This window comes from Streptomyces brevispora (genome assembly GCF_007829885.1).
Lineage (GTDB): Bacteria > Actinomycetota > Actinomycetes > Streptomycetales > Streptomycetaceae > Streptomyces > Streptomyces brevispora.
This window is the reverse complement of record NZ_VIWW01000001.1, coordinates 2,467,611-2,493,580: the sequence shown is the minus strand read 5'-3', so window position 1 is coordinate 2,493,580 and position 25,970 is coordinate 2,467,611. Positions and strand designations below refer to the sequence as shown.

The window sequence follows — 25,970 nt, the reverse complement described above, 5'->3', positions numbered from 1 at the left end:
GGAAGGAGGCCGTTCGGTGCCGATACTGCCCGCCGGACCGCTGTCGTACGGGATGCAGCTCCCGATCCAGTCGCAGAGTGCCATGTACGCGGAGTCATGGGAGGCCGGGGCCACCCCTGCGGACCTCGCCGAGATCGCCCGCACCGCAGACCGCGCCGGGTTCAGCTATCTGGCGAGCTGTGACCATGTCGCCATCCCCCGGCGGCTCGCGGAGGCGATGAGTACCGTCTGGTACGACCCGGTGGCCACGCTCGCCTTCCTCGCGGGGGTCACCGAGCGGGTGCTGCTGATGAGCCATGTCGCCGTCGTCGGGCTGCGGCATCCGCTGGCCACCGCCAAGCAGTACGCGACCCTCGACCACCTCAGTGGCGGCCGGCTGATCCTCGGGGTCGGGGCCGGGCATGTGCGGGAGGAGTTCGACGCGCTCGGGGCGGACTTCGACGGGCGGGGCGCCGTGCTCGACGAGACCGTCGACGCCCTGAAGGCCGCACTCGGGCCGGAGGAGTACCCGGAGTTCGCCGGGGAGCGGTTCTCCTTCGGCGGGCTCGGCCAGCTGCCCCGGCCCGCCCAGGAACGGGTGCCGGTCTGGGTGGGCGGCTCCTCGCCCGCCGCGGTGCGCAGGGCGGCCGTGCGGGGGGACGGCTGGCTGCCGCAGGGTGATCCGCGGGGCAGGCTGCCCGCGCAGATCGCCCGGCTGCACGCCCTGCGGGAGGCGGCGGGAGTGGAGGAGCCGATCGTCGTCGGGGCCATCACCGAGCCGCTGTACGTGGGCGAGCCGGACTGGGCCGTGGGGCGGCGCACCCTCAGCGGGAAGCCGGAGGCGCTCGCCGAGTCGCTGCGGGAGTACGCGGCGATGGGCGTGCACCAGATCCAGGTGCGGTTCCGCAGCCGAGGCAGGACCGAACTGACTGATCAGATGGCGGCGTTCGCCGCCGATGTCGCACCTCACCTCGACAGGTAGGAGTCAGGCCATGGGCAAGCTGGACGGGCGGACCGTGCTGATCAGCGGCGCGGCACGCGGGCAGGGCGAGCAGGAGGCGCGGCTCTTCGCGGCCGAGGGCGCGCGGGTGGTGATCGCCGATGTGCTCGACGAGCAGGGCGAGGCGCTCGCGAAGGAACTGGGCGAGGAGACCGCGCTGTTCGTGCACCTGGACGTGAGCCGGGAGGCGGACTGGCAGGCCGCGGTCGCCGCCGCGAAGGGCGCCTTCGGGCAGATCGACGGGCTGGTCAACAACGCGGGAATCCTGCGCTTCAACGAGCTGGTGACCACGCCGCTGGAGGAGTTCCAGCAGGTGGTGCAGGTCAACCAGGTGGGGGCCTTCCTGGGGATCAAGACCGTCGCGCCGGAGATCGAGGCCGCGGGGGGCGGGACCATCGTCAACACGGCCTCGTACACCGGGCTCACCGGCATGGCGTTCGTGGGTGCGTACGCCGCGACCAAGCACGCGGTGCTGGGCCTGACCAAGGTGGCGGCGGTGGAGCTGGCGGCGAAGGGCATCCGGGTCAACGCCGTCTGCCCCGGCGCGGTGGACACCGCGATGACCAATCCCGCGGCGCTGGACCCCGACGCGGACCCCGAGGAGTCGAAGGCCGCGGTGGACCAGCTCTACCGCAAGCTCGTCCCGCTCGGGCGGATCGGCCGGCCCGAGGAGGTCGCGGCGCTCGCACTGTTCCTGACCTCGGACGACTCCTCGTACATCACCGGGCAGCCGTTCGTCATAGACGGCGGGTGGCTGGCGGGCGTCAGCCTCTTCTGACCGCACCACCCAGCACACCTGACGGGGCGTCAGCTATTGACGGGTCCGGGCGTCGGTGGAACAGTCGGACCCATCAAAATCTGACGGAGTGTCAGAAACGATTGAGGACGGTGAACCCCCTTGGAATTCGGGCTCTTTGTACAGGGGTATGTGCCCGCTGCGCGGGCCAAGGCGGACCCCGGGGCAGAGCACAAGGCGCTGATCGAGGAGACCGAGTACGTCATCCAGGCGGACAAGTCCGGCTTCAAGTACGCCTGGGCCTCCGAGCACCACTTCCTGGAGGAGTACTCGCATCTCTCGGCCAACGACGTGTACCTGGGCTACCTCGCGCACGCCACGGACCGCATCCACCTCGGGTCCGGCATCTTCAACCCGCTCGCCCCGGTCAACCACCCGGTGAAGGTGGCCGAGAAGGTCGCCATGCTCGACCACCTGTCGGAGGGGCGCTTCGAATTCGGCTCCGGCCGCGGTGCGGGCAGCCACGAGATCCTCGGGTTCATGCCGGGCATCACCGACATGAACCACACCAAGGAGCTCTGGGAAGAGACCATCGCCGAGTTCCCCAAGATGTGGCTCCAGGACGAGTACGTCGGCTTCCAGGGCAAGCACTGGTCACTGCCGCCGCGCAAGATCCTGCCCAAGCCGTACGGGAAGTCGCACCCGGCGATGTGGTACGCGGCCGGCTCGCCGCCCTCGTACGCCATGGCGGGCAAGAAGGGGCTCGGCGTGCTGGGCTTCAGCGTGCAGAAGGTGTCCGACATGGAGTGGGTCGTCGAGTCCTACAAGACGGCCGTCAAGGACGCGGAGCCGGTCGGCGACTTCGTCAACGACAACGTGATGGTCACCTCGACGGCGATCTGCGCCGAGACCCACGCGAAGGCCGTCGAGATCGCGGTGGGCGGCGGGCTGAACTACCTCCAGTCGCTGCTGTTCCGCTACCACGACACGTTCCCGCGGCCGGACGGCGTTCCGGAGTGGCCGGAGCTGCTGCCGGAGTACTCCGAGGAGATCATCGAACTCCTCATCGCCGAGGAGCTGATGATCTGCGGCGATCCGGACGAGGTGCTGGCCCAGTGCCGGCGGTGGGAGCGGGCGGGGGCGGACCAGCTGAGCTTCGGGCTGCCGATCGGGATCAGTCCCGAGGACACGATGAACTCGATCAAGCTGATCGGTGAGCACGTGATCCCGAAGATCGACACGGACCCGGTCCACCGGACCACGCGGTTCCGCGACGCGGCGTAGTCGCGGGGGGTCCAGCCCCCGTGACGACGCCGCGTAGTCGCGGGGGCCCCGCCCCCGTACCCCGCTCCTCGAACTCCGGAGGGGCTCGACCCACACCCCCACACGAGCGGCGTCTTCCCGGACCGCCGCTCCGCGAGCCGGGGTGCGTACTCACGGCCGTACGCACCCCGGCGCACCAACCGCCACCGAGAAGGCGCAGCAGCTACCGCCGAGACGGCGCAGCAGCTACCGCCGAGAAGGCGCAGCAGCTACCGCCGAGACGGCACACCAGCCGCCACCGAGAAGGCGCAGCAGCCGCCACCGAGAAGGCGCGCCGACCGCCACCGAGAAGGGGACCCCGTCATGCTCGACCACCTCATCCGCGGAGTGACCGTCGTGGACGGCACCGGCGGGCCCCCCTACCTCGCGGACATCGGGATCCGCGACGGCCGTATCGCCGTCATCGCGGAACCCGGTACGGCCGCCGAGCCCGCCGCGACCACCGAGGACGCCACCGGACTCGTCCTCGCACCCGGCTTCGTCGACCCGCACACCCACTACGACGCCCAGCTCTTCTGGGACCCGTACGCCACCCCGTCGATGAACCACGGCGTCACCACCGTCGCCGGGGGCAACTGCGGATTCACCCTCGCCCCGCTCCACCCGGACCGGCCCGAGGACGCCGACTACACCCGGCGGATGATGTCGCGGGTCGAGGGCATGGCGCTCAAGGCCCTGGAGGAGGGCGTCGACTGGAGCTGGTCCACCTTCCGCGAGTACCTCGACGCGCTCGACGGGCGGATAGCCGTCAACGCCGGGTTCATGGTCGGGCACTGCGCCCTGCGCCGGCACGTGATGGGCCCCGACGCCGTCGGCGGACAGCCCACCCCCGCCCAACTGGACGCCATGCTGGCCCTGTTCCACGACGCGATGGACGCCGGGGCGTGGGGCCTGTCCACCACCCAGTCCTCCACCCATGCCGACGGCGACGGACAGCCGGTCGCCTCCCGGCACGCGCTCCCCGAGGAACTCCTCGCGCTCTCGCGCGCCGTCGGCGAACACGAGGGCACCCAGATCGAGGCGATCGTCGCGGGCTGCCTCGACCATTTCTCCGACGAGGAGATCGACCTGTTCGTCGACATGACGGCCGCCGCCGGACGCCCGCTGAACTGGAACGTCCTGACGATCGACGCCTCCGTGCCCGAGCGCGTGCCGCGCCAGCTGGTCCCCAGCGAACGCGCCCGCCGCGCGGGCGGCCGGATCGTCGCGCTCACGATGCCGATCCTGACCCCGATGAACATGTCGCTCGGCACGTTCTGCGCCCTCAACCTGATCCCCGGCTGGGGCGACATCCTGTCCCTGCCCGTCCCCGAGCGCATCGAACGCCTCCGCGACGCGGACACCCGCACCGAGATGCTCCGCCGGGCCAACAGCAAGGAGGCCGGCGTCTTCCGGCGCCTCGCGAACTTCGGCCGGTACGTCATCGGCGATACCTACAGCGCGGCCAACGAGGGCCTCGGCGGGCGGGTCGTCAACGACATCGCCGCCGAACGCGGGCAGGACCCCTTCCACTGCCTCGTCGAGATCTGCGCCGCCGACGAACTGCGTACGGTCCTGTGGCCGATGCCCACCGACAACGACCCCGACTCCTGGGCGCTGCGCCGGCGGACCTGGGAGCACGAGGACGTCATGCTCGGCGGCTCCGACGCGGGCGCCCACCTGGACCGGATGTGCGGCGCCCCGTACACCACCCGCTTCATCGGCGACTGCCTGCGCGGCCGCAAGCTCGTCCCGCTCGAAGCGGCCGTCAAGATGCTCACCGACGACCCCGCGCGCCTCTTCGGCCTGCGCGACCGCGGCCGCATCGCGGAGGGCTTCCACGCCGACCTCGTACTCTTCGACCCCGAACGCATCGACGCGGGCCCCGCCACCCTCGTCCACGACCTGCCCGGCGACAGCCCCCGGCTCGACTCCAAGGCCCTGGGCATCGTGTCGGTCCGGGTCAACGGGGTGGAGACGCTGCGCGACGACAAGGTGACCGGCGCGGTTCCCGGGACGGTCCTCCGCTCCGGACGAGACACCCGGACGGTGAGCACGGTATGACCACGACACCCCAGCGCCTCTTCATCGGCGGCGAGTGGACCGAGCCCGCGAGCGGTCACTACGAGGTGATCGACCCGGCGACCGAGGAGGTCGTCGGTCTCGCCCCCGAGGCGAGCCGCGCGCAGGTGTACGAGGCGGCCGCCGCGGCCCGCGAGGCCTTCGCCACCTGGTCCCGCACCCGCCCCGAGGAGCGCGCCGCGATCCTCGACCGCGCCGCCGACCTGATGCAACGGGACTTCACGGCCAACGCCGCCCTCGCCCAGGCGGAGAGCGGCGCCACCACCGCGACCGCGCGCGGGATGCAGGTGGCCGTCGGCGCCGCCCGGTTCCGGCGGTACGCGAAGGGCGCGCTGGAACCGGTGGAGGAGGCGGTCCCGCCGCAGATCAACGAGGCCGGGCCGATGGGCCGGGCCGGGATCTTCGGGGCGCTCGCCGTCCGCCAGCCCGTGGGCGTCGTCACCTGCGTCACCTCGTACAACAACCCCTGGGCCAACCCGGCCGGCAAGATCGCCCCCGCGCTCGCGATGGGCAACACGGTCGTCGTGAAACCCGCACCGCAGGACCCGCTCTCCGTCTTCCGGATGGCCGAGGCGCTCGCGGAGGCGGGCGTGCCGGCGGGTGTCGTCAACGTCGTCAGCGGTTCGGGGGCCGAAGCGGGTGAGGCCGCCGTGGACTCGCCCGATGTCGACATGGTCAGCTTCACCGGCTCCACGTCCGTCGGCCGGCGCATCGCCGAGGTCTGCGGCCGGTCCATGAAGCGGCAGTTGATGGAGCTGGGCGGGAAGGGCGCCGCCGTCGTGCTCGACGACGCCGACCTCGACTCGGCGGTGGCGGGCATCGGCACCACGTTCTCGTTCTACAGCGGTCAGATCTGTACGGCTCCGACCCGCGTCCTGGTCCAACGGGCCGTCCACGACGCCCTGATCGAGAAGCTCACGGTGTACGCCGGGCAGCTGACGGTCGGCGATCCGACGGCGAAGGGCACGGTGGTCGGCCCGGTCATCTCCGCCGCCCACCGCGACCGCGTCGAGTCGTACGTCGAACTGGGCCGCAAGGAGGGGGCCCGGGTCGTCACGGGTGGCGAACGCCCCGCCCCGACCGGCCGCGGCTTCTACGTCGCCCCCACCCTGCTGGCCGACTGCACGCCGGACATGCGGGTGGTGCGGGAGGAGATCTTCGGCCCGGTCGTGGTGGTCGTCCCCTTCGACGACGAGGAGGAGGGCATCGCGCTGGCCAACGACAGCGACTACGGACTGATCGACTACGTCTGGTCCGGCGATGTGGCCCGCGCCTTCCGCGTCGCCCGCAGACTGCGGGCGGGCGGGGTCGGCGTGAACACCATCGGCCGGAACATGGAGGCCCCGTTCGGCGGGTTCAAGCGGAGCGGTGTCGGACGCGACGTCGGCTCGTACGCCCTGCACGCGTACAGCGAACTCCAGGCGATCGTCTGGCCGGGCTGAGGCGGCCGGTCCTTCCGGGCGGCCGTCCGCCCGCGCCACTCCGGCCGGCCGAACAGGTCCGGCCGGCCGGAGTGGCGAGCGCCCCGGGAGTGCGGCCCGGGAGTGCAGCGAGGGTGCCCCAGGACCGTCCCCGGCGCCCATGGGCCGACCGGGCGCGACGCGGTATCAAGGGGACCGGACGGACTGATGGCTGGAGGCCCCATGCCCGAGCACGAGCAGGAACGGCGCACCACCCGAGCCCACCGTCCACGCCCGCGGGACCAGGAGTCGGACCGGCCTCCCGGTTCGGTCGCGGAACCGGGATCCGAGGCGCGGACAGCGGCACTGCAGCGAACCGTGGGGAACGCGGCCGTCGCACGGATGCTCGCGAACCGTCCCGTGCAGAGGTCGGCGGTGCGCGATGTGCTGGGCACGACGGGCCGCCCGCTCGAACAGCCGGTGCGCGAGGACATGGAGGCCAGGTTCGGCACGGACTTCTCCGACGTCCGGCTGCACACGGACGCCACCGCCCAGCGCTCCGCCGCAGAGATCGGCGCCCGCGCGTACACGTCCGGCAATCACGTCGTTCTGGGTGCTGCGAAGACCGACGAGCACACCCTCGCCCACGAACTGACCCATGTGGTCCAGCAGCGTTCGGGGCCGGTCGCGGGAACGGACGACGGGACCGGGCTGAAGGTGTCGGACCCCGCCGACCGTTTCGAGCGGGCCGCGGAGGCCAACGCGCACCGGGTCATGGCCGCCCCGCGGCCGCGCGACACCACCCGGGCCGAGGCGCAGCGCAGCAGCGGGGGCACGGCACACGACCACGCCGCCGTCCAGCGGGCTCCGTCTGCCACCGGGCCCGCACCGGCCATCGGCGCCGCCGTCCAGAGCGGCGAGAACGAGGAAGGCGTCTGTGGCAACTTCTCCCGGGTGCGGGAATGGGAGATCACCAACCCGCAGCAGGGGGTGCTCATCCAGAAGGTGACCAGGAGATTCGCCGTGGAGCGGCACACCGGCCAGGGCTGGTCCCCGATCGACGGGCCGGGGCTGGACGCCTACGTGCAGACCGGCGGCACGGTCAACGGGAGCGAGCTCCAGTACTGGGAGTTGTGGCAGGTCGACGCGGACGGCTCCATCCACGACGGGGGGCACGACACCTTCGGCATGACCTCGCTGATCAGGAACGCCGGCCAGGTCCACGACACCACGAGGGGATCGTTCAGCATCAGCGGCGAGGCCTACTTCTACGCCACGGCTCAGCTCCCGACGGCCATGGGGTTCCAGCGCAACGGGGCGGTCTCGGCGGGCGGCCTGTTCAGCCGCACCACCGATCCGCAGTCGGAGCTGGCCGCCCTCGGCCTCACCCCGGCGGGCGGACCGCTCCGGTACACCGCCGAGGCCAGTTGGGACAGCACGGACCTGCGGTCCGCCTCGGTGAAGGCAAAGCCCAGGACGGCGGCCTCCCCATACACACCGAAGGCGGCGTGGAGCAGGGTGCGCGAGAGCACGGCCTGATCCGAACGAAGCACCTCACCCGGGGCCCCTCGAGCGGATCAGGTCCTGGCAGGCCGTCCTGGAGGGCCGCGGCGACGGGGTGGTCGACAACGGCACCGGCACCGGCCCCGGTGCCGCCGTCGTCCGCCACGCTCAACTGCCCGTCGGCGCCTATCCGCAGGCGCCCGGCGAGCAGCAGCACCGCCGCCGCGTGCTCGTCGGCGTCGTACGGTTGACCCGCCGTGGCGACGGCATGGTACGGATCGATGTCCACGCGGCCGAGCGAGGCGGCAGCCGCCCGGTCGGACCGGCTCCGCGCCACCCACAGGACGGCCAGCACCCCGTACACACCCGCCGCACTCACCAACGCGGCCACGGCCCCGTCGAGTTGAGTCACATCTCGCATGATGGCAGCGCCGACGTGGCGGGACCAGACGGCCTGCGCTCACCGCTCCCGCACACGGCCGGCAGGAATCCGTGCCGACGTGCCGGACACGGCCTCTACGCTGTGCCGACGCATCCGCGACCGCACCTGGTGCGGATGGCGAGAAGGAGGGGACATGCGAAGACATGTGCTGTGGGGCACGGTGGCCACCGCGGTGGTCATGACCGTGCTGGGGTCGTCGTCGGCGCAGGCCGAGGGCCGGGGCGACATCCGTATCACCAAGGGCGTGACCAACAACGGCAAGAGCGTCATCGTCGGCATCAGCAAGACGGTGACCTTCCCGGTCAAGCTGACGATCAAGGACAACTCGGGCGTCAAGAAGCTGCGGCACATCGACGTGAGCGGTACCGGTTCCAACGCGAGCGGCCCGGTCGACTTGATCGGGACCAGTTGCAGGAAGCTGAGCCACACCACCTCGGAGTGCACGGCGACGATGCGCTTCGACCCGCACGCGTTCCCCTGGTACAGCGACACCGACGCCAACCTCACCGCCGGTGAGTGGGCCGCGTGGGGCAACGTCCAGGCGAACGACGGGGATTACTGGATCTTCGACCGGGCCGCCCCGTTCAAGTTCAAGCGCGCCGCGACGCTGACGGCGACCGCCACCCGCCCCAACCCCTTCAGTGACAGCAGACAGGTCAAGGTGACCGGCGCGCTGGCACGGGCCGACTGGGAGGCGCTGAAGTACCGCGGCTACGGCGGTCAGAGTCTCAAGCTCCAGTTCAAGAAGGCCGGAGCCGCCTCGTACGCGACGGTGAAGACCGTGAGGACGAACAGCGCGGGCAAGGTCGGCGTCACCGTCGACGCGTCCGCTTCCGGCAGTTGGCGCTGGTTCTACCAGGGCACCGCGAACACCATGCAGGTCGCGTCACCGGGGGCGGTCATGAGCCTGGCGAAGCCCACGCTGCACGCCGCACGGCTGCCGTAGGGCCTCTCGCCCCGCACGCGCCCCGTCCCGGCGGGCCGGGACGGGGCGCGAGGGGCGCCGCGCCCACGAGCAATCGCACCCGGAGCGGGACAGGCGTCGGAGGCTCGGAATTGCGCACCGGACGGCATACGTTGGGGCGGTCACCAGACAACGACGGAGGTGTCCTCGTATGCGGATCGCCACAACGATCTTCCTCACCGACGAGACGATCACACCGGTGCGCCTCGCGCGCCAGCTGGAGCAGCGGGGATTCGCCGGGCTCTACCTCCCGGAGCACACCCATATCCCGGTGAGCAGGCAGACCCCGTACCCGGCGGGCGGCGAGCTGCCGCCCGAGTACGGCCGCACCCTGGATCCCTTCGTGGCCCTCGCGCAGGCCGCCGCGGTCACCGAACGCCTGGCGCTCGGCACCGGCATCACCCTGATCGCCCAGCACGACCCGATCGACCTGGCCAAGCAGATCGCCACCCTCGACCACCTCTCCGCCGGCCGCTTCACGCTGGGTCTCGGCTTCGGCTGGAACGTCGAGGAGGCCGCCGACCACGGCGTGGACTGGCGCACCCGCCGCGACCTCGTCCGTGACCGCATGGCGCTGATGCGCGCCCTCTGGTCCGACGAACCGACCGCTTACGAAGGCGAGTTCGGCTCGGTCCAGGCCAGTCACGCCTACCCGAAGCCGTTCCAGCAGCCCCGCGGCCCGGTGGTCGGCCCGCGCACCCTGATCGGCGGAGCGGCGGGCCCGAAGCTGTTCGCGCACGTCGTGGAGTACGCGGACGGCTGGCTCCCGATCGGCGGCCGCGGCCTGGCGGAGTCCGTGCCGAAGCTCCGTACCGCCTGGGAGTCGGCGGGCCGCGACCCGAAGGACCTCCAGGTGGTCCCGTACGCGGTCCTGCCGGGCACGGGCAAGCTGGCGCACTACGCGGACCTGGGAATCGAGGAGGTCGTGCTCCAACTGCCTCCGGCGGGCGAGGCGGAGGTACTACGGACACTGGACGCTTACGCGGAGTACCTCTAGGACCACCGCCGAGGCGGAAACCGGCGGGAGCTGTTCGCGGAGCCGTTGCTCCAGGGGCCTTCGGGCGTCCCTTACCGTGCCCGCATCAGCAGGTGCCCGCGGCGGAACCGCTCCCCGTCGAGGGGCTCGCGCAGCATCCGGCCGACTTCCTCGAACCCGGCGTCCCGGGCCAGTCCGGCGAGGTCGTCGATCGGCCACCGGTAGGCCGTCGTGACCTTGTGGTCGAAGGCCGTCACCGGCCCGCCCCCGGCCTCGAAGAAAGCGAACAGGAGGACGCCGCCCGGGGGCAGGAGCCGACGGAACTCGGTGAAGTAGGGCGGCAGTTCCTGCGGCGGGGTGTGGATGGCCGAGTACCAGGACACAATGCCGCCCAGTTCGCCGTCGGCCAGGTCCAGCGCGTCCATCGAGCCGACCTCGAACCGCAGCTCCGGGTACGCCTCTCGGGCGAGAGCGATCATCACCGGTGACAGGTCGATGCCGAAGGCGTCCAGTCCCAGGCTCCGCAGGTGCGCCGTGAGGTATCCGGGGCCGCATCCCAGCTCGGCGACCGGCCCGGCATCGTTCGCCCGCGCGAGCTCGGCGAAGGCGGCCAGCACCGCGCGGTCCAGCGGGAGGGCATCGAGGCTGTCACGGACGAAGTCCGCGTAGACGACGGCCATGGCGTCGTAGGCGTCCGATGTCGCCTTGAGGTACGAGGGAAGTCCGGTCATGGGCAATGACCTTAGGCCAAAGGGAAATTGGGGGACGGTGGCAGAGGTGGCGCCCGTTGTGCCCCTCTTGTTTCCGAAGCGGCTTTCGTGCGCCTGGTGAGATTTGTCGCGACTTGCCGGACGTTATGCCACTGGCCGTCAAGTCGCCGTCACGCGACGTGCGATGTGAGGTAAAGAAGTGCTTGGTGTGGAGGGATTAACCCTGCTGAGATTGAAATGATTACAAGATGGTCACTAAGGTTGGCCTTCGAACCTTCGCACGGTTGATCACCCATCCGGGGTGGCAGCGAAGGAACCGCCGAGTCCGTGACGTGTACGGAGCCGGGGATACGTTCCCCCTTAGCCCGGTAGGCGGCTCGAGGAAGAAGGAGCTCGCCTTCGTGGCGTCCCACCGTCGTCCCAAGAACCCGAGCCGCGCCCGAGTGACTGTGCTCACCGTGACCGCCGCTGCCGCCGTGGTCCTGTCCTCTCAGGCCGCCAACGCCGACCCCAAGCCGACCAAGAGCGAGGTCAAGGCGAAGGTCGACAAGCTCAACCACGAGGCCGAGGTGGCCACCGAGTACTACAACGGGGCCAAGGAGAAGCAGGACAAGCTCGAGAAGCAGGTAGGGGCGCTGCAGGACAAGGCGGCGCGTGGTCAGCAGGAGCTCAACGCGCTCCGCGCCGGCCTCGGTTCGATCGCTGCCGCGCAGTACCGCTCCGGCGGCATCGACCCCTCGGTGCAGCTGTTCCTCGCCTCGGACCCGGACACCTTCCTCGACCAGGCTTCCGCGCTGGACCAGTTGACGGCCAGGCAGTCCGATTCGCTGGCCAAGATCCAGGCGAAGCAGCGGACCCTCGCGCAGGAGCGCAAGGAGGCCCAGGACAAGCTGAGTGACCTCGCGGACATCCGCAAGACGCTCGGTGAGAAGAAGAAGCAGCAGCAGGCCAGGCTCGCCGAGGCGCAGCGGGTGCTCAACACCCTCACCGCCGCCGAGCGCCAGCAGATGCGTGACGACGCCGCGGCCGCCAGTCGCGCCGCCGGTGAGAAGGTGCGCGCCAGCCGCACCACCGGTGACCGGGTCGAGCTCGGCAACGAGGTTCCGGCGTCCGCCCTCGGCGCCGCCGCCCTGCGGGCCGCCGAAACGCGCATCGGCAAGCCGTACCAGTGGCAGGCCACCGGCCCCAACTCGTTCGACTGCTCGGGTCTGACCCAGTGGGCCTACGCCCAGGCCGGTGTCCAGATCACCCGCACCACGTACACCCAGATCAACCAGGGCACCCGCGTCGGGCAGAGCCAGCTGAAGCCGGGCGACCTGGTCTTCTTCAACAACAACACGCACGTGGGGCTCTACGCGGGCAACAACACCGTGCTCCACGCCCCGTACACGGGTGCCAACGTCCGCTACGAGTCGATGAGCACCATCGGTTCCTTCCTGGCCGGCGTGCGCATCTGATGACGACCTGACGGGCGAACTTCCGTTACCTCCGCGCCCCGGCCGGCGCTTTCGCCGCCCGGCGCGCATCACGGACTGGTGGGCCTGTGCGAACGAGCCGACAGCCTTCGCGGCACGTTCGAGTCGGGGCCCACCGCGGACGGCGGCTACGTGGGTGCGGTGAGGCCCTGGCGGATGGCCGGGTCTCCGCCGCCGTTACTGCCAGTGCATCCCGGGTGGTCGGGCGGCGGTGTACGCGGTGCCGTTGTGCGGCCGGGGGTGGGCGTCGAACAGGGTGGCGTACAGGCCGCTGCGGCCGAGGAGTTGGGTGTGCGTACCCGACTGCACCAGCCGTCCCCCGTCCAGGACCAGGATGCGGTCGGCGTCGGCGGCCAGCGACAGATCGTGCGTGATCACGATGGTGGTACGTCCTTCGGCGAGGCGTCGCAGCGGGGTGAGGATGCGCTCCGCGGCCAGGGTGTCGAGTCCGGTGGTGGGCTCGTCGAGCAGCAGGACGGGCGCGTCGCGCAACATGGCGCGGGCGATCGCGACACGTTGCAGCTGTCCTCCGGAGAGCCGGGAGGTGCCGGGGGAGACGATGGTGTCGTAACCGTCCGGGAGGGCCCGGATGAAGGCATCGGCGTCGGCGGCCCGCGCGGCCTCCACGACGTCCTGGTGGGTGGCACCGTCCCGCCCGCAGCCGATGTTCACCTCGATGGTGTCGTGCAGGACGAGGGTGTCCTGGGGCAGCAGCGTGATGTTCTGGCGGAGATAGGCCAGCGGCAGCTGATCCACGGACACCCCGTCCAGCCGGATGCTGCCGGCGTCGGGGTCGTAGAACCTCAGCAGCAGGGCGGCCAGGGTCGACTTGCCCGCGCCGCTGGGGCCGGTGATGACCAGCAGTTCCCCGGGGTTCGCCGTGAACGACAGCTCGTGGAGAACCGGCTCGGTGTTGTTGGGGTAGTGGAAGCGGACCTGGCGTGCCTCCACCGCGCCGAACGCGCGGCCCCGGGCCGGGGTGGCCGCGGAACCGGCCTGGTCGGTGACGGCGGGCGAGGAGTCGAGGATCTCCAGCAGGCGCTCGGCTCCGGCGGTGGCCGCGGTCGCCGTGAGGCCGAACTGGCCGAGCGAGCGGACCGGCGGGTAGAGGTAACCGATGAAGGCGGCGAAGGCGAGGAGCTGGCCGAGGCTCATCCGCCCCGCGGAGATCTCCCATGCCCCGAGGCCGATGATCGTCAGGATGCAGAACGTTTCGAGGACCTCGACGACTTGTGCGTAGAGCGCGGTGAGCCGCACGGCCGTGACCGCCGCCTTCAGCCGCTTGCGCGCCTTGTCGAGGAGCCGTTCCTCCTCGTCGCGCTGCCGGTTGTACGCCTGGGTCAGGACGACGTTGACCAGGGTCTCCTCGACCACCGCCGTGATGGCGCCGTCCGCCGCACGTCCGCGGCGGGACACCTCGCGCAGGCGTCCGGTGAAGCTGCGGGTCGCGGCGTAGAAGAGCGGAATCAGGAGGAAGGTGGCGAGGGCCAGTTCCCACCGCAGCCACAGAGCCGCGGCGGCGTAGAAGAGGGCGCTGAACACGGCCGACACCACTGCCACGATGCCGGTCACCACCAGCTGTTCGATGGCGTCCACGTCACCGGTCAGCCGCTCCACCAGGTCACCGCGGCGGTTGCGCTGGAAGAAGTGCGGCGGCAGCGTCTGGAGGTGCGAGAAGACCCGCGCCCGTAGCCGGAGCACGAAGCGCTCGGCGGTCCACGCCGCGAGCGAGCTGCCCAGGTACCCCACCACCGCACCGATGACCGCCACGGCGAGCCACTGGCCGGCGGGCTTCCAGAAGGCGCTGACGGAGCCGTTCCGCAGAGCGGTGTCGGTGAGTTCGGCGAAGAGCAGGATCGTGATGGTCTCGGCGATCGCCGCGATGATGGCGAACACGCAGATCAACACGATCCAGCGCCGGTCGCCCCTGGTCAGTGGCCAGAAGCGCCGGAACGCCAGCGCGATGCTGATGGGGTCGGTACGGATCGGGATGTCCGTCGCCGAGTGCTGAGTCGGCTCCTCGGGGGGCGCTGGGCGCCGGGCTGAGCTGCGAAGGCTCATGGCGTCACGTCACAGAGCTGCTCGGGCCATGGATCCGATGCCATGGACGGCGGGCCCACCGCAAGACGGACTCGCGCGCTCGGCGCGAGTCCGCCTCGAATGGGGGTTTGGGGGGACCTACGGTCAGTAGCCGCACCACCGGCCGCCGCGACCGCCGAAACGGTCTCCGCGTCCGTATCCTCGGTCTCCGTACCAGCCGCCACGGTCTCGGCCGTAGCCTCGGTCGCCGTCACCCCAGTCGCGGTCCCTGTCCCTGTTACGGAAGATGTTGCGTGCGTTCATCTTGGCCTCCTTCAGGAGGTTGATGTGCCGCTCCTTGCTTCTGCCACGGCACTATCGACACTACGACTCACCGCAAATGCCAACAACTCGGGCAGGTCGTATTTCGGACGAAACTTTCTAAATATCATCAATCTTCACATAATCACCGTGTGTGACTCTCCGGCATGTTCCGACGGGACCCGGGACGGAGCCTGTCCCGACAGGCCCGGGGACGGCGTCGGCGCACCCGGTGGCGGGAGCTACAGAGCCCGCAGCGCCCTCGGGCGGGGCGCGTCCGGCACCTGGTTCAGGAGGGCCGGGAGGTCCGTCAGCGCGTTGAGGCGGAAGTCCGCGGTGGCGACGACATCGGGGTGATCCGCCCACCAGTACCCGCACGCCCCGCGCCGGATGTGCGCGGCCTGCAGCCCGCACGACTTGGCCGGGAACAGGTCGTTGGCCGGGTGGTCGCCCACGTACAGCGTCGATCCCGGGGCAGCCCCGGACACCTCCAGCACCCGCGCGAAGAACTCCGTGTCCGGCTTGGCGACACCCCACTCGTCCGAGGTGACGACGAGATCCACGGGCAGGTCCAGCGCCCGCAGGAGCTCGCCCGCCCGCACCGTCCCGTTGCCCGCGACCACCACCCGCACACCCAGCGCGCGCAGCTCCGCCAGCGCCGGGCGTACGTCCGGGTACAGGTCCGACTCGGCCAGGTGCTCACCTCGCCCGGCCGCGGTCCGGGCGAGCGAGGCCTCCGCGATGTCCATGTCGGGGCGCAGGATGCTCAGCGCGTCGGCGCTGTCCCGCCCCTGGGCGACCGCGGCCCCGACCAGCGCACTCAGGGTGTGCGGCGGGACGCCCAGCCAGTTGGCCCAGGAGGCCCAGTAGCGGTCGTCGCGGACGAGTGTCTCGCCGATGTCGAAGACGATCGTTTCCATCACCGTGCCGACCCTACGGGGCGCGGACCGCTGCGCGGCCGAGGCGCCAGGGGCGGGCGGGGCCGAGGGGAGATCCCGGCGCCGGGGCGGGCGCGAGCTGTGGGACATGGGATGCCGGGGGCGGGTGGGGCTCGTGGGAGATCCGGCCGGTCAACGGCCTGCTACTCGCTCGTATGCTCGGTTCATGACCGATCCTCAGCGCGGACGCCCCACCACCAATTCCATGCGACGTGCCCTCAAACGGGCCCGCGACGGTGTCGCCCTCGATGTGACCGAGGCCGCCGTCCTGCTCCAGGCGCGTGGCGACGATCTGACGGATCTCGCCGCCTCCGCCGCCCGGGTGCGGGACGCGGGCCTGGCGGCGGCCGGCCGGCCGGGTGTCATCACGTACTCCCGCAAGGTCTTCATCCCCCTGACCCGGCTCTGCCGCGACAAGTGCCACTACTGCACCTTCGTCACCGTGCCCGGCAAGCTCCGGCGCGACGGCCACGGCATGTTCCTGTCCCCGGACGAGGTGCTCGCCATCGCCCGCGAGGGCGCGGCGATGGGCTGCAAGGAAGCGCTGTTCACCCTGGGCGACCGGCCCGAGGACCGCTGGCCCGAGGCGCGCGAGTGGCTGGAGGCCGAGGGGTACGACGACACCCTGGCGTACGTGCGCGCCATGGCGATCCGGGTACTGGAGGAGACCGGCCTCCTCCCGCACCTCAACCCCGGCGTGCTCACCTGGACCGACCTCCAGCGGCTCAAGCCCGTCGCCCCCTCCATGGGCATGATGCTGGAGACGACCGCGACGCGGCTGTGGTCCGAGCCGGGCGGCCCGCACCACGGCTCACCGGACAAGGAACCGGCCGTACGGCTGCGCGTGCTCCAGGACGCCGGCCGCTCCAACGTCCCGTTCACCACGGGCATCCTGATCGGCATCGGCGAGTCGTACGAGGAGCGCGCCGACTCCCTCTTCGAGCTGCGCAAAACGGCCCGCGCCTACCACGGCATCCAGGAAGTCATCGTCCAGAACTTCCGCGCCAAGCCCGACACCGCGATGCGCGCGATGCCGGACGCGGAGCTGGAGGAGCTGGCCGCGGCCATCGCCGTCGCCCGCCACATCCTCGGCCCGTCCGCCCGCATCCAGGCCCCGCCGAACCTCGTCGACGCCGAGTTCGCGCTGCTCATCGGCGCAGGCATCGACGACTGGGGCGGCGTCTCGCCGCTCACGCCCGACCATGTGAACCCCGAGCGCCCCTGGCCGCACATCGACGACCTGGCGGCGAGGACCGCGGAGTCCGGCTTCGCGCTGCGCGAACGGCTCACCATCTACCCGGAGTTCATCCAGCGCGGCGAACCCTGGCTCGACCCGCGCCTCCTCCCGCACGTCCGCGCCCTCGCCGACCCGGAGACCGGGCTCGCGAAGGAGGGGGCGATCCCCGTCGGACTGCCCTGGCAGGAGCCCGACGAGGGTTTCAACGCCTCCGGCCGCACCGATCTGCACCACACCATCGACACCGAGGGCCGCACCGCCGACCGCCGCGACGACTTCGACGAGGTGTACGGGGACTGGGAGGCGCTCCGCGAGGCCGCCGCCCCCGGCATGGTCCCGTCCCGCATCGACGGCGATGTGAAGGCCGCCCTGAGCCAGGCCGCCGACGACCCGACGAAGCTCACCGACGACCAGGCGCTCACCCTGCTGCACGCGGACGGTCCGGCGCTGGACGAGCTGTGCCGGATCGCCGACACGCTGCGCCGGGACGTGGTCGGCGACGACGTCACGTACATCGTCACGCGCAACATCAACTTCACCAACGTCTGCTACACCGGCTGCCGGTTCTGCGCCTTCGCCCAGCGGCGCACCGACGCCGACGCGTACACCCTCTCCCTCGACCAGGTCGCCGACCGGGCCGCGCAGGCGTGGGACGTCGGCGCCGTCGAGGTCTGCATGCAGGGCGGTATCCACCCGGACCTGCCCGGCACCGCGTACTTCGACATCGCGCGGGCGGTGAAGGAACGCGTTCCGGGCATGCACGTCCACGCGTTCTCGCCGATGGAGGTCGTCAACGGCGCGACCCGCACCGGCCTGTCCGTCCGTGACTGGCTGACCGCCGCGAAGGAGGCCGGGCTCGACTCGATCCCCGGCACCGCCGCCGAGATCCTGGACGACGAGGTCCGCTGGGTCCTCACCAAGGGCAAGCTGCCCACGGCGACCTGGCTGGAAGTCATCAGGACCGCCCACGAGGTGGGCCTGCGCTCCTCGTCCACGATGATGTACGGCCATGTCGACCAGCCCCGCCACTGGCTGGGCCACCTGCGGACCCTGGCCGCCCTTCAGCAGGAGACCGGCGGCCTCACCGAGTTCGTGACGCTGCCCTTCATCCACACCAACGCGCCCGTGTACCTGGCCGGCATCGCCCGTCCCGGCCCGACCGACCGCGACAACCGGGCCGTCACCGCGATGGCCCGGCTCCTCCTCCACCCGCACATCACCAACATCCAGACCAGCTGGGTGAAGCTCGGCACGGAGGGCGCGGCCGAAATGCTCCGCTCGGGCGCGAACGACCTGGGCGGCACGCTGATGGAGGAGACCATCTCCCGGATGGCCGGATCCGGTTACGGCTCGTACCGCTCGGTCCAGGACCTGGTCGCCATCGCCGACCTCGCGGGGCGTCCGGCGAAGCCGCGTACGACGCTGTACGGGGAGGTCCCCGAGGAGCGGGTCGCGGCGGCCGCCGCCTCGGACGGCCACCTGCCGGAGCTGCTGCCGGTGCTGCCCCGGTAGGACGGTGCGGGGCTGTCCCCGGGACGGCCGGGGCGGTTCCCGGTCAGCCCGCCGGTCCGGGCTCGGTCATGAGCCCGGACCGGGAGCTTCGCGGATCAGGCGCGCTTGGAGCGGCGGCGGGACGCCATCACCAGGCCGGCGCCCGCGGCGAGCACCACCGCGGTGCCCGCGATCAGCGGGAGCGTGCCGCTGCTGCCGGTGCCGGCCAGGTCACGCGGTCATCGGCGCCGCGGCCGTTCTCGCGGCCGCCATGCAGGCGCCCGTCGCCGCCGTCGTCCTCATGCTGGAACTCACCCACACCATCGACGTCCTGATGGTCCCGCTCCTTCTCGCCGTCACCGGCGCCGTGCTCGTCTCCCGGAGACTCGACACCCCGTCCATCTACTCCGCACGCCTCCCCAATCAATGAGGACCCGCCCGGACGGCCCTGGAAGGGGTGAGGTGTGCCGCCTCAGCCGAACCGCTCGTGATCGGCCAACACCGCTTCGACGACGCGCAGTTCGCGCGCGGCCTGCGCGGGGTCCGTGCCGATGTGTTCCGTCAGCTTCAGCAGCGCCTTCCACAGGGCCCAGCCGCGGGCCCGTGCCCAGGTTCCGGCGTCCTGGCCGACCGCGTGCCGGAACGCCTCCCGGCTGTCGCCGGAGAACATCCCCCAGGCGATCACCAGATCGCAGGCGGGGTCGCCGGTCCCCGACGTACCGAAGTCGATGACGGCCGTCAGCTCGCCGTCGGCGACGAGCAGGTTGCCGGGGGCGATGTCGCCGTGGAACCACACGGGCGGACCGGACCATCGTGTGGTGAGCGCCGCCTCCCAGACGCTGCGCGCCCGGTCCGTGTCCACGTGGTCCCCCAGCGCGGTCAGACAGCGCCGGGTCTCCTCGTCGTAGTGGGCGGGCGGGGCGCCCCGGTAGCAGCTGTGCTCCCCGGCGGGCGGGCCGTCGGACGCGTCGCAGCGCCGGAGGGCGATGAGGAAGTCCGCCACGGAGACCGCGAACCGGGGAAGGTCGTCGATGCGGTCGGGGGCTGCCGTCTCACCGCGCAGCCAGCGGCGGACCGACCACGGGAACGGATAGCCCTCGCCCGGCGCGCCCAGAGCCAGCACCGGGGGCACGGCGACCGGTAGCGACGGGGCGAGGCGCGGCAGCCAGTGGTGCTCCTTCGCCACGGCGGGGACATAACCGGCGGCCGTGGGCAGGCGCACCGTCATCGCGTCGCCGAGGCGGTACGTCCGGTTGTCCCAGCCGTCCACCTCCACCGGTGTCACCGGCAGACCGCTCCATCGCGGGAACTGGGCGTCGATCAGGCGCTTCACGAGCGCGGCGTCGATTCCGGCGCGGCCGTCGGGATGGGGGGATGCCATCCGGCGATCATCGCGCCGGTCACCGAGCCGCGCAACGAGATATCGGCCTCGCGGCCGGGACCCCACCACCTGGACCGGCCGCCCCGGCCCGTGCGGAGCACGCCGCGACGCGGGCGTTCAGCGGCCGGCCGCGAACCCCACGAACGCGGACCAGGCCGACGGCCCGAAGACGAGCGCCGGGCCGTCGGGGGTCTTGCTGTCGCGGACCGGGACGAGGGCGGGGAAGCTGTCGGACACCTCGACGCAGTTCGTGCCGCCTCCGTCGCTGTCGCGGACAGCAGGGGGCGGCGGTTGCGGGGGGAATCCCCGGAGAATGCCGCGCAAAGCTGAACCGAACCGCCACTTCGTACATACTGTTCCGCCCCCTTGACCGTGTGGTCGTTCGATTACAGTGCTGCGCAGCTACCGCGCGGCAGCACACGCGCGGACCGACGGGGAGGGGCACGGTGAGCACAGGGACCACAGCCGTCTGGGGCCGCGCCGAGCAGCAGGACTTCCGCAGCCGGGTACGTGGCGCGCTGCTGGGCGGCGCCATCGGCGACGCGCTCGGCGCGGGCGTCAGCGAGCTGTCGCTGGAGGAGATCCGCGAGGCCCATGGCGCCGACGCCGTCACCGACTTCGTCCCCGCGCACGGCGGGCGCGGCTGTGTCACCGCCGTCACCCAGCTCAACCTGTTCACCGTCGACGGGCTGATCCGCGCCCAGGTCCGCCGCGACACCGGCGCCTGGCACCCGCCCACCGACGTGCACCAGGCGCATCTGCGGTGGGCCGCCACCCAGCACGACTGGGGGCCCGACGAACGCCGCAAGGACAACGGCTGGCTCGCCGGGCAGGAGTGGCTCTACGCCCGCCGCGCCCCCACCCGGGAATGCCTGAACGGCTTCGGCGACACCACCATGGGCAACCTCGACCGGCCCAAGAACCCCGCCGCACACGATTCGGCCGCACTCACCCGCTCCGCCCCCTTCGGGCTGCTGGTCGGCTGGGAGCCGCAACTCGTCCTCCAGTTGGCCCTCGAGTGCGCCGCCCAGACCCACGGACACCCCACCGCCCTGCTCTCGGCGGGCGCCCTCGCCGTGATGGTGCACGGGCTGGCGCGCGGCGAGACGCTGGACGGTTCCGTGCAGCACGCCCTCGCCCTGCTCGCCGGGCGTCCGGGCCACGAACCCGTCACCGAGGCACTCCAACAGGCCCTCGGCACCGTGCGGCAGGGGATACCCGGGCCCGCCCTCATAGAGTCGCTGGGCGCCACGGACTCCGCCGAGGAGGTGCTCGCCGTCGCCGTGTACTGCGCCCTGGTGGGCGAGGACGTCCGGCACGGCTTGCGGCTGGCCGTGAACCACGGCGGGCCGTCCTCGGCCACCGGGGCCCTGTGCGGGGCACTGCTCGGTGCGCTGCACGGCGAGACGGCGCTGCCGCCGGCCTGGCTCGCCGAACTGGAGGGCCGGGCGACGCTGCTCGAACTCGCCGACGACTTCGCCATGGAGATGACCCAGGGCCCCGCCCTGCACAGCCCGGCCGCCGTCGCGGCGGGCTGGCTGGCGCGCTACCCGCGCGGCTGAACGCGGGGGAGCCCCCTCGTCGTTGATGCCCCGGTGGACCGACGCCGGACGGCGCCCGCACCTCACCGACGCCGGGGAGGCAGCCGGAGTGCGGCTGAAGGAGCGGCGGCGGGTCACGGAACGCCGCCGCGTCCCGTGACCCGTCACCCCTCACCGACGTTCCGTGCGGCCGCGAGCGTCAGTCCGTCACGCCCTGACCGCCCTGCACGCCGTTCGCACTGTTCGCGCCCTTGGCGAGCGTCACGTCCTCGGGGCCGCTCTGGGCCGGCACGGTCGCGCCGGTGGCCGGGCCGTCGTCGTCCGTGTTGATCTGCTCGATGATCGCGTCGCGCTCCGGGGTGTCCTCCGGCTTGATGAAGCCGATGACGACGTAGAGCACCAGCGAGATCGCCAGCGGCAGCGCGACCTGGTACTGCAGCGCCACGTTTGTCTTGACCGAACCGTCGAAGTTGTAGTTGGTGAAGAAGAACGCCAGCAGACCGGCCGCCCAGCTGGTGAGCGCCGCCGTCGGTCCCGACTTACGGAAGCGGCGCAGCAGACCGAGCATGAACGGGATGGCGATCGGCCCCATCAGACCGGCGACCCACTTGATGACGACGGAGATGATGTCCTTGAACGTCGGCGAGTTGATCTGGGTCGCCAGCGCCATCGACAGGCCCAGGAAGCCGAGCGTGGAGAGACGCGCTGCCAGCAGTCCGGCGCGGGCGCTCCAGTTGCGGGCGGCCTTGGAGAAGACCGGGGCGATGTCGCGGGTGAAGACGGCCGCAATGGCGTTGGCGTCCGATGAGCACATGGCCATCGTGTGCGAGAAGAAGCCGACGACGACGAGACCCAGCAGACCGTGCGGCAGCAGCTGCTCGGTCATCAGCGCGTAGCTGTCGGAGGCGTCCGGCTTCTGCGCGTGGACCAGCAGCGGGGCGCACCACATCGGGAAGAACAGGACCGTCGGCCAGACCAGCCACAGGACGGCGGAGAGCCGGGCCGAGCGGGTCGCGGAGGCGGCGGAGTCCGTGGCCATGTAGCGCTGGGCCTGGTTCCACATGCCGCCGTTGTACTCGAAGGTCTTGATGAACAGGTACGCCAGCAGGAAGGTCACGGTGTACGGACCGGCCGTCGGGTCCGTGTGACCCTCGGGCAGCTTGTCCCAGACCGTCCACAGGGTGCTGAAGCCGTCCAGCTTGCTCATCGCGGTGACCAGCATCGCGATACCGGCGAACAGCTGGATGACGAACTGCCCCAGCTCGGTGAGCGCGTCGGCCCACAGACCGCCGACCGTGCAGTAGACGGCCGTGATGAGGCCGGTGATGAAGATGCCCTGGGTCAGGCTGATGCCGGTGAAGACGGAGAGCAGGGTGGCGATGGCGGCCCACTTGGCACCGACGTCCACGATCTTCAGCAGCAGACCGGACCAGGCGAGCGCCTGCTGGGTCTGGATGTTGTAGCGGTTCTTCAGGTATTCGAGCGGAGACGCGACGTGCAGCCGTGAGCGCAGCCGGTTGAGCCGGGGGGCGAAGAGCTTGGCGCCGATCCCGATGCCGATGGCGATCGGCAGCGACCACGTCACGAACGACGTGACGCCGTACTGGTACGCGATACCGGCGTAGCCGGTGAACATCACGGCGCTGTAGCCGGACATGTGGTGCGAGATGCCCGACAGCCACCACGGCATCCTGCCGCCGGCCGTGAAGAAGTCGCTGACGTTGTCGACGCGCTTGTGGGACCAGAGCCCGATCGCGATCATCACGCCGAAGTAGCCGATGAGCACGACCCAGTCGAGACTGTTCATGTGCCCCCTCCTGGGGTCCGCCTTGTGAACGGGGAAGCACTTCGTCAGTACGGCCGTTCAGCGGGGCCCCGTGCGGGAGCGGGGACATCGGGGATTGAACCGCCTGTCCGGTCCCTCGGTCAAGGTCCCAACGGTCAGGGATGTGAACGACGATCAGTAAGTCGAACGTTTTTACTCGTTCTTGACCCGCGTGGGCGTTGTCGTGAACGTGACGACGGCCACACCATGAGCAGGCACTTCGTCAGGCTGTGCAGAGAGCGACGGAACGTCCAGGAGCGCCGAGGAGCACAGAAAGACCGCACGGGATGCGGGTCCCGTGCGGCCGAGAAGGAGGGCGACTGAATCAGCCGATACCCCGGTGGACGTGCTGGACGTGCTGGATGTGGCGGGCCTGCTGGACGTGGTGGGCTTGCTGGTCCTGCTGGGTGTGCTGGACGCTTCAGCGCATCAGCTCGCCGGCGTTGACCAGCAGGGACTGCCCGGTGATCGCCCGCGCCCGGTCGGAGGCCAGGAACACCGCGGCCTCCGCCACATCGCCGTCCGTGGCCAGCTCCGGAAGCGCCATGCGCCCGGAGAGCCGCTCCAGCACCTCCGCCTCGGGCACCCCCTCGGTGTGGGCCGTGAACTGGACGTAGGCCTGCACCGGCGGCCCCCACATCCAGCCCGGCAGTACCGTGTTCACCCGGATCCGATCCGGGCCGAACTCCCAGGCCATGGAGTACATCGCGGAGGTGAGCGCGCCCTTGGAGGCCGCGTACGCCGCCTGCCGCACCTGGGAAGGCGCGGCCACCGCGGACTGCGTACCGATGACGACGACCGATCCGCCCCGCTCCTTCAGGGCGGGCAGGCAGGCGCGCGTCATCCGCAGGGTGCCGAGCAGATTGACGTCGATGACCGACTTCCAGGTGTCGAGGTCGGCGTCCTCGATGCCCCCGAAGTAGCTGTCCCAGGCGGCGACATGGACCACCGCGTCGATCCGCCCGAACCGCTCCACGGCCAGCGCCGCGAGCGCCTCGCACTGCGCCTCGTCGGTGATGTCCGTGGGCACGTGCGCGGTGTGCAGCCCCTCGGGATCGATCTCGGCGGCCGACTTCACGAGATTGGCCGCGGTGCGCGCCCCGAGGACCGCGTTGCCCCCGTCCCGCACGACCGTGGCCGCGATCCGATGCCCGAGCCCGGCACCCACCCCGGACACGATGACGGTCTTCCCCGCGAGCAACATCGGTGGCCTCCCGGCTCTGGCAGTTCTCCTGACGGGGCGTCAGAGTAGATCCCTCCGGCACAGTACGGAAGGGGAACGGCATGAGCGAGGGAACGCGGGAAGAGGCGGATCAGGGCGGCGGGACGCGCAGCGAAACGTACGCCGAACTGGCCGCGCTGGGACCGTACGGAGTACGTCCCGGCCACGCGCTGATCACCATGGTGGAACCGCACCCGGGCCATGAGTACGCGTACAACCGCTGGTACGAGGACGACCACTACTACGCCGGCGCGATGGCGATGCCCTGGATGGCGGCGGGGCGGCGCTGGGTGGCCACCCGGGAGCTCCAGGGGCTGCGGTATCCGGAGAAGTCCGCGATCGCCACGCCCGTCGGCGCCGGGTGCTACCTGTCCACGTACTGGGTGACGGAGGGTCGCTACGACGACCACATGAAGTGGACCGTCGGGATCAACGAGCGGCTGAACCGGGACGGCCGGGTCTACCAGGACCGCACCCATGTCTTCACGGCGTTCCAGGACCACGAGGCGACGGTCTACCGGGACGGTGCCGCGGGGCCCCGGGACTTCCACGCACTCGACCATCCGTACCGCGGACTGGTCCTCGAGGTGATCGACGCCGAAGGGCCGGGGCAGCGCGCCGAGTTGCTGGAGTGGCTGCGCTCACGGCATCTGCCGAAGCGGCTGGGCGGGTCGCCCGCGGCGATGGTGACGGTGTTCCGTCCCACCCCGTTGCCGGGCGACCGGATGACGTACGTGAAGCAGGTCGAGGGCGTCGACACCCGGCTGACCCTGCTCTGGTTCCTCCAGGAGGATCCGAGGGAGTGCTGGGACGGGCACTTCACCGGGCTCGACGTGGCGGTATCGGAATCAGGCCTGGGGCGGGTGGAGTTGGTGGCGCCGTTCATCCCGACCGTGCCGGGCACGGACCGGTACGTGGATCAGTTGCGCTGAACCGGGGAGCGGGCTGCCGAGTGGTGGGGCTGCCCGAGTGGCTGGGCGGGCGCTGTCGGGGCGCGGTTCCGTTTCCCCCGGCTCCTCGGCTCCCCGGAGTTTCGCGGGGAGCCCCCTCGGCCAGGACGGCGAACCGGTCGAGAGGGCTACCGGCAGCACCTGGATCGGTGCGGCGATACAGCGTCGGGAAACCATCGGTCAGGCGTCGACGGCACCCTTGGCGACATCACGCACGAACGCGTTCCAGGCGCCGGGGACGAAATTGATCGAAGGGCCCGCGGGGGTCTTCGAGTCGCGTACGGCAATCGCCTGCACGAGAGGGGACCTGACTTCGACGCAGGCGCCGTTGCCCCCGGAGTACGACGACTTCGTCCAGTTATTCGTAGCGCCCTGAAGAATGGCCATGTTCACTCCGGTTCAGAGAGTTGTGTGAGTGTCGCCAACGAGGATCTGTGGGGACCTGCTGGCGTGATCGACGCTACTCGCCAAGCTCC

At 71.1% G+C, this 25,970-nt stretch carries 23 protein-coding genes; 14 read left to right on the top strand and 9 right to left on the bottom strand.

Features of this window, described 5'->3' with window-relative positions; translation table 11 throughout:
• The first annotated feature begins 16 nt into the window (after positions 1-16).
• The 9 genes from FHX80_RS11415 (at position 17) to FHX80_RS11380 (ending at position 10,405) form a co-directional block, all read left to right on the top strand.
• Positions 17-961 (top strand): LLM class F420-dependent oxidoreductase, encoded by a 945-nt coding sequence (locus tag FHX80_RS11415; RefSeq protein WP_145764096.1) that lies wholly within the window; start codon positions 17-19, stop codon positions 959-961.
• 10 nt (positions 962-971) lie between these two features.
• A complete protein-coding gene (locus FHX80_RS11410) occupies positions 972-1,757 on the top strand; it encodes an SDR family NAD(P)-dependent oxidoreductase (protein ID WP_145764095.1) in 786 nt (261 codons plus the stop codon).
• Between the two features lie 120 nt (positions 1,758-1,877).
• Positions 1,878-2,999, top strand: a complete 1,122-nt coding sequence (locus tag FHX80_RS11405) for an LLM class flavin-dependent oxidoreductase (RefSeq protein WP_145764094.1) — start codon at positions 1,878-1,880, stop codon at positions 2,997-2,999.
• 342 nt (positions 3,000-3,341) lie between these two features.
• Entirely contained in the window at positions 3,342-5,081 is a 1,740-nt protein-coding gene (locus FHX80_RS11400) for an N-acyl-D-amino-acid deacylase family protein (RefSeq protein ID WP_145764093.1), read from the top strand.
• Positions 5,078-6,541 (top strand): aldehyde dehydrogenase family protein, encoded by a 1,464-nt coding sequence (locus tag FHX80_RS11395; RefSeq protein ID WP_145764092.1) that lies wholly within the window; start codon positions 5,078-5,080, stop codon positions 6,539-6,541. Before FHX80_RS11400 ends, FHX80_RS11395 begins: the two co-directional genes overlap by 4 nt.
• Before the next feature lie 201 nt (positions 6,542-6,742).
• Positions 6,743-8,038: an eCIS core domain-containing protein gene (locus FHX80_RS11390; RefSeq protein WP_145764091.1), complete on the top strand. Its 1,296-nt coding sequence runs from the start codon at positions 6,743-6,745 to the stop codon at positions 8,036-8,038.
• 245 nt (positions 8,039-8,283) lie between these two features.
• Positions 8,284-8,409, top strand: a complete 126-nt coding sequence (locus tag FHX80_RS36365) for a hypothetical protein (protein WP_280118747.1) — start codon at positions 8,284-8,286, stop codon at positions 8,407-8,409.
• Positions 8,410-8,577: 168 nt separating this feature from the next.
• The gene (locus FHX80_RS11385) at positions 8,578-9,390 is read left to right on the top strand and encodes a hypothetical protein (RefSeq protein WP_167523406.1); all 813 of its coding nucleotides are present in this window, start codon (positions 8,578-8,580) and stop codon (positions 9,388-9,390) included.
• 169 nt (positions 9,391-9,559) lie between these two features.
• Entirely contained in the window at positions 9,560-10,405 is an 846-nt protein-coding gene (locus tag FHX80_RS11380; RefSeq protein ID WP_145764090.1) for an LLM class F420-dependent oxidoreductase, read from the top strand.
• 71 nt (positions 10,406-10,476) lie between these two features.
• Here FHX80_RS11380 and FHX80_RS11375 read toward each other — a convergent pair whose 3' ends face one another.
• Positions 10,477-11,115, bottom strand: a complete 639-nt coding sequence (locus FHX80_RS11375; RefSeq protein ID WP_145764089.1) for a class I SAM-dependent DNA methyltransferase — start codon at positions 11,113-11,115, stop codon at positions 10,477-10,479.
• A 380-nt stretch (positions 11,116-11,495) separates the two neighbouring features.
• On the opposite strand from FHX80_RS11375, the gene FHX80_RS11370 reads away from it, so the two are divergent.
• On the top strand, positions 11,496-12,551 hold the full coding sequence (locus FHX80_RS11370) for a C40 family peptidase (protein ID WP_145764088.1): 1,056 nt from the start codon (positions 11,496-11,498) through the stop codon (positions 12,549-12,551).
• A gap of 195 nt (positions 12,552-12,746) precedes the next feature.
• Here the strand turns inward: FHX80_RS11370 and FHX80_RS11365 are convergent, their stop codons facing one another.
• On the bottom strand, positions 12,747-14,630 hold the full coding sequence (locus FHX80_RS11365) for an ABC transporter ATP-binding protein (RefSeq protein ID WP_145764087.1): 1,884 nt from the start codon (positions 14,628-14,630) through the stop codon (positions 12,747-12,749).
• Between the two features lie 521 nt (positions 14,631-15,151).
• On the bottom strand, positions 15,152-15,829 hold the full coding sequence (locus tag FHX80_RS11355) for an HAD family hydrolase (RefSeq protein WP_145767221.1): 678 nt from the start codon (positions 15,827-15,829) through the stop codon (positions 15,152-15,154).
• Positions 15,830-16,013: 184 nt separating this feature from the next.
• Here FHX80_RS11355 and FHX80_RS11350 point away from each other — a divergent pair, with 184 nt between their 5' ends.
• Positions 16,014-18,596 (top strand): bifunctional FO biosynthesis protein CofGH, encoded by a 2,583-nt coding sequence (locus FHX80_RS11350; protein WP_145764086.1) that lies wholly within the window; start codon positions 16,014-16,016, stop codon positions 18,594-18,596.
• Positions 18,597-18,691: 95 nt separating this feature from the next.
• Here FHX80_RS11350 and FHX80_RS11345 read toward each other — a convergent pair whose 3' ends face one another.
• Positions 18,692-18,805, bottom strand: a complete 114-nt coding sequence (locus FHX80_RS11345) for an LPXTG cell wall anchor domain-containing protein (protein WP_145767220.1) — start codon at positions 18,803-18,805, stop codon at positions 18,692-18,694.
• Between the two features lie 11 nt (positions 18,806-18,816).
• On the opposite strand from FHX80_RS11345, the gene FHX80_RS11340 reads away from it, so the two are divergent.
• Complete coding sequence (locus FHX80_RS11340) at positions 18,817-19,005, top strand: chloride channel protein (RefSeq protein ID WP_280118775.1); 189 nt, start codon at positions 18,817-18,819, stop codon at positions 19,003-19,005.
• 42 nt (positions 19,006-19,047) lie between these two features.
• Here the strand turns inward: FHX80_RS11340 and FHX80_RS11335 are convergent, their stop codons facing one another.
• Together FHX80_RS11335 and FHX80_RS11330 are read right to left on the bottom strand one after the other, a co-directional pair.
• On the bottom strand, positions 19,048-19,956 hold the full coding sequence (locus tag FHX80_RS11335) for an aminoglycoside phosphotransferase family protein (protein ID WP_145764085.1): 909 nt from the start codon (positions 19,954-19,956) through the stop codon (positions 19,048-19,050).
• Between the two features lie 117 nt (positions 19,957-20,073).
• Positions 20,074-20,271: a DUF397 domain-containing protein gene (locus tag FHX80_RS11330; protein ID WP_145767219.1), complete on the bottom strand. Its 198-nt coding sequence runs from the start codon at positions 20,269-20,271 to the stop codon at positions 20,074-20,076.
• A gap of 131 nt (positions 20,272-20,402) precedes the next feature.
• On the opposite strand from FHX80_RS11330, the gene FHX80_RS11325 reads away from it, so the two are divergent.
• A complete protein-coding gene (locus FHX80_RS11325; protein WP_145764084.1) occupies positions 20,403-21,518 on the top strand; it encodes an ADP-ribosylglycohydrolase family protein in 1,116 nt (371 codons plus the stop codon).
• Between the two features lie 178 nt (positions 21,519-21,696).
• On the opposite strand, the gene FHX80_RS11320 is transcribed toward FHX80_RS11325, so the two are convergent.
• Together FHX80_RS11320 and FHX80_RS11315 are read right to left on the bottom strand one after the other, a co-directional pair.
• Positions 21,697-23,304 carry a sodium:solute symporter family protein gene (locus FHX80_RS11320; protein WP_145764083.1) on the bottom strand — a complete coding sequence of 536 codons (1,608 nt, stop codon included), beginning with the start codon at positions 23,302-23,304 and terminating at the stop codon, positions 21,697-21,699.
• 439 nt (positions 23,305-23,743) lie between these two features.
• A complete protein-coding gene (locus FHX80_RS11315) occupies positions 23,744-24,526 on the bottom strand; it encodes an SDR family oxidoreductase (protein WP_145764082.1) in 783 nt (260 codons plus the stop codon).
• Positions 24,527-24,606: 80 nt separating this feature from the next.
• On the opposite strand from FHX80_RS11315, the gene FHX80_RS11310 reads away from it, so the two are divergent.
• Positions 24,607-25,476 carry a hypothetical protein gene (locus tag FHX80_RS11310; RefSeq protein WP_145764081.1) on the top strand — a complete coding sequence of 290 codons (870 nt, stop codon included), beginning with the start codon at positions 24,607-24,609 and terminating at the stop codon, positions 25,474-25,476.
• A 198-nt stretch (positions 25,477-25,674) separates the two neighbouring features.
• On the opposite strand, the gene FHX80_RS11305 is transcribed toward FHX80_RS11310, so the two are convergent.
• Positions 25,675-25,881 (bottom strand): DUF397 domain-containing protein, encoded by a 207-nt coding sequence (locus FHX80_RS11305; RefSeq protein WP_145764080.1) that lies wholly within the window; start codon positions 25,879-25,881, stop codon positions 25,675-25,677.
• Between the last annotated feature and the right edge of the window lie 89 nt (positions 25,882-25,970).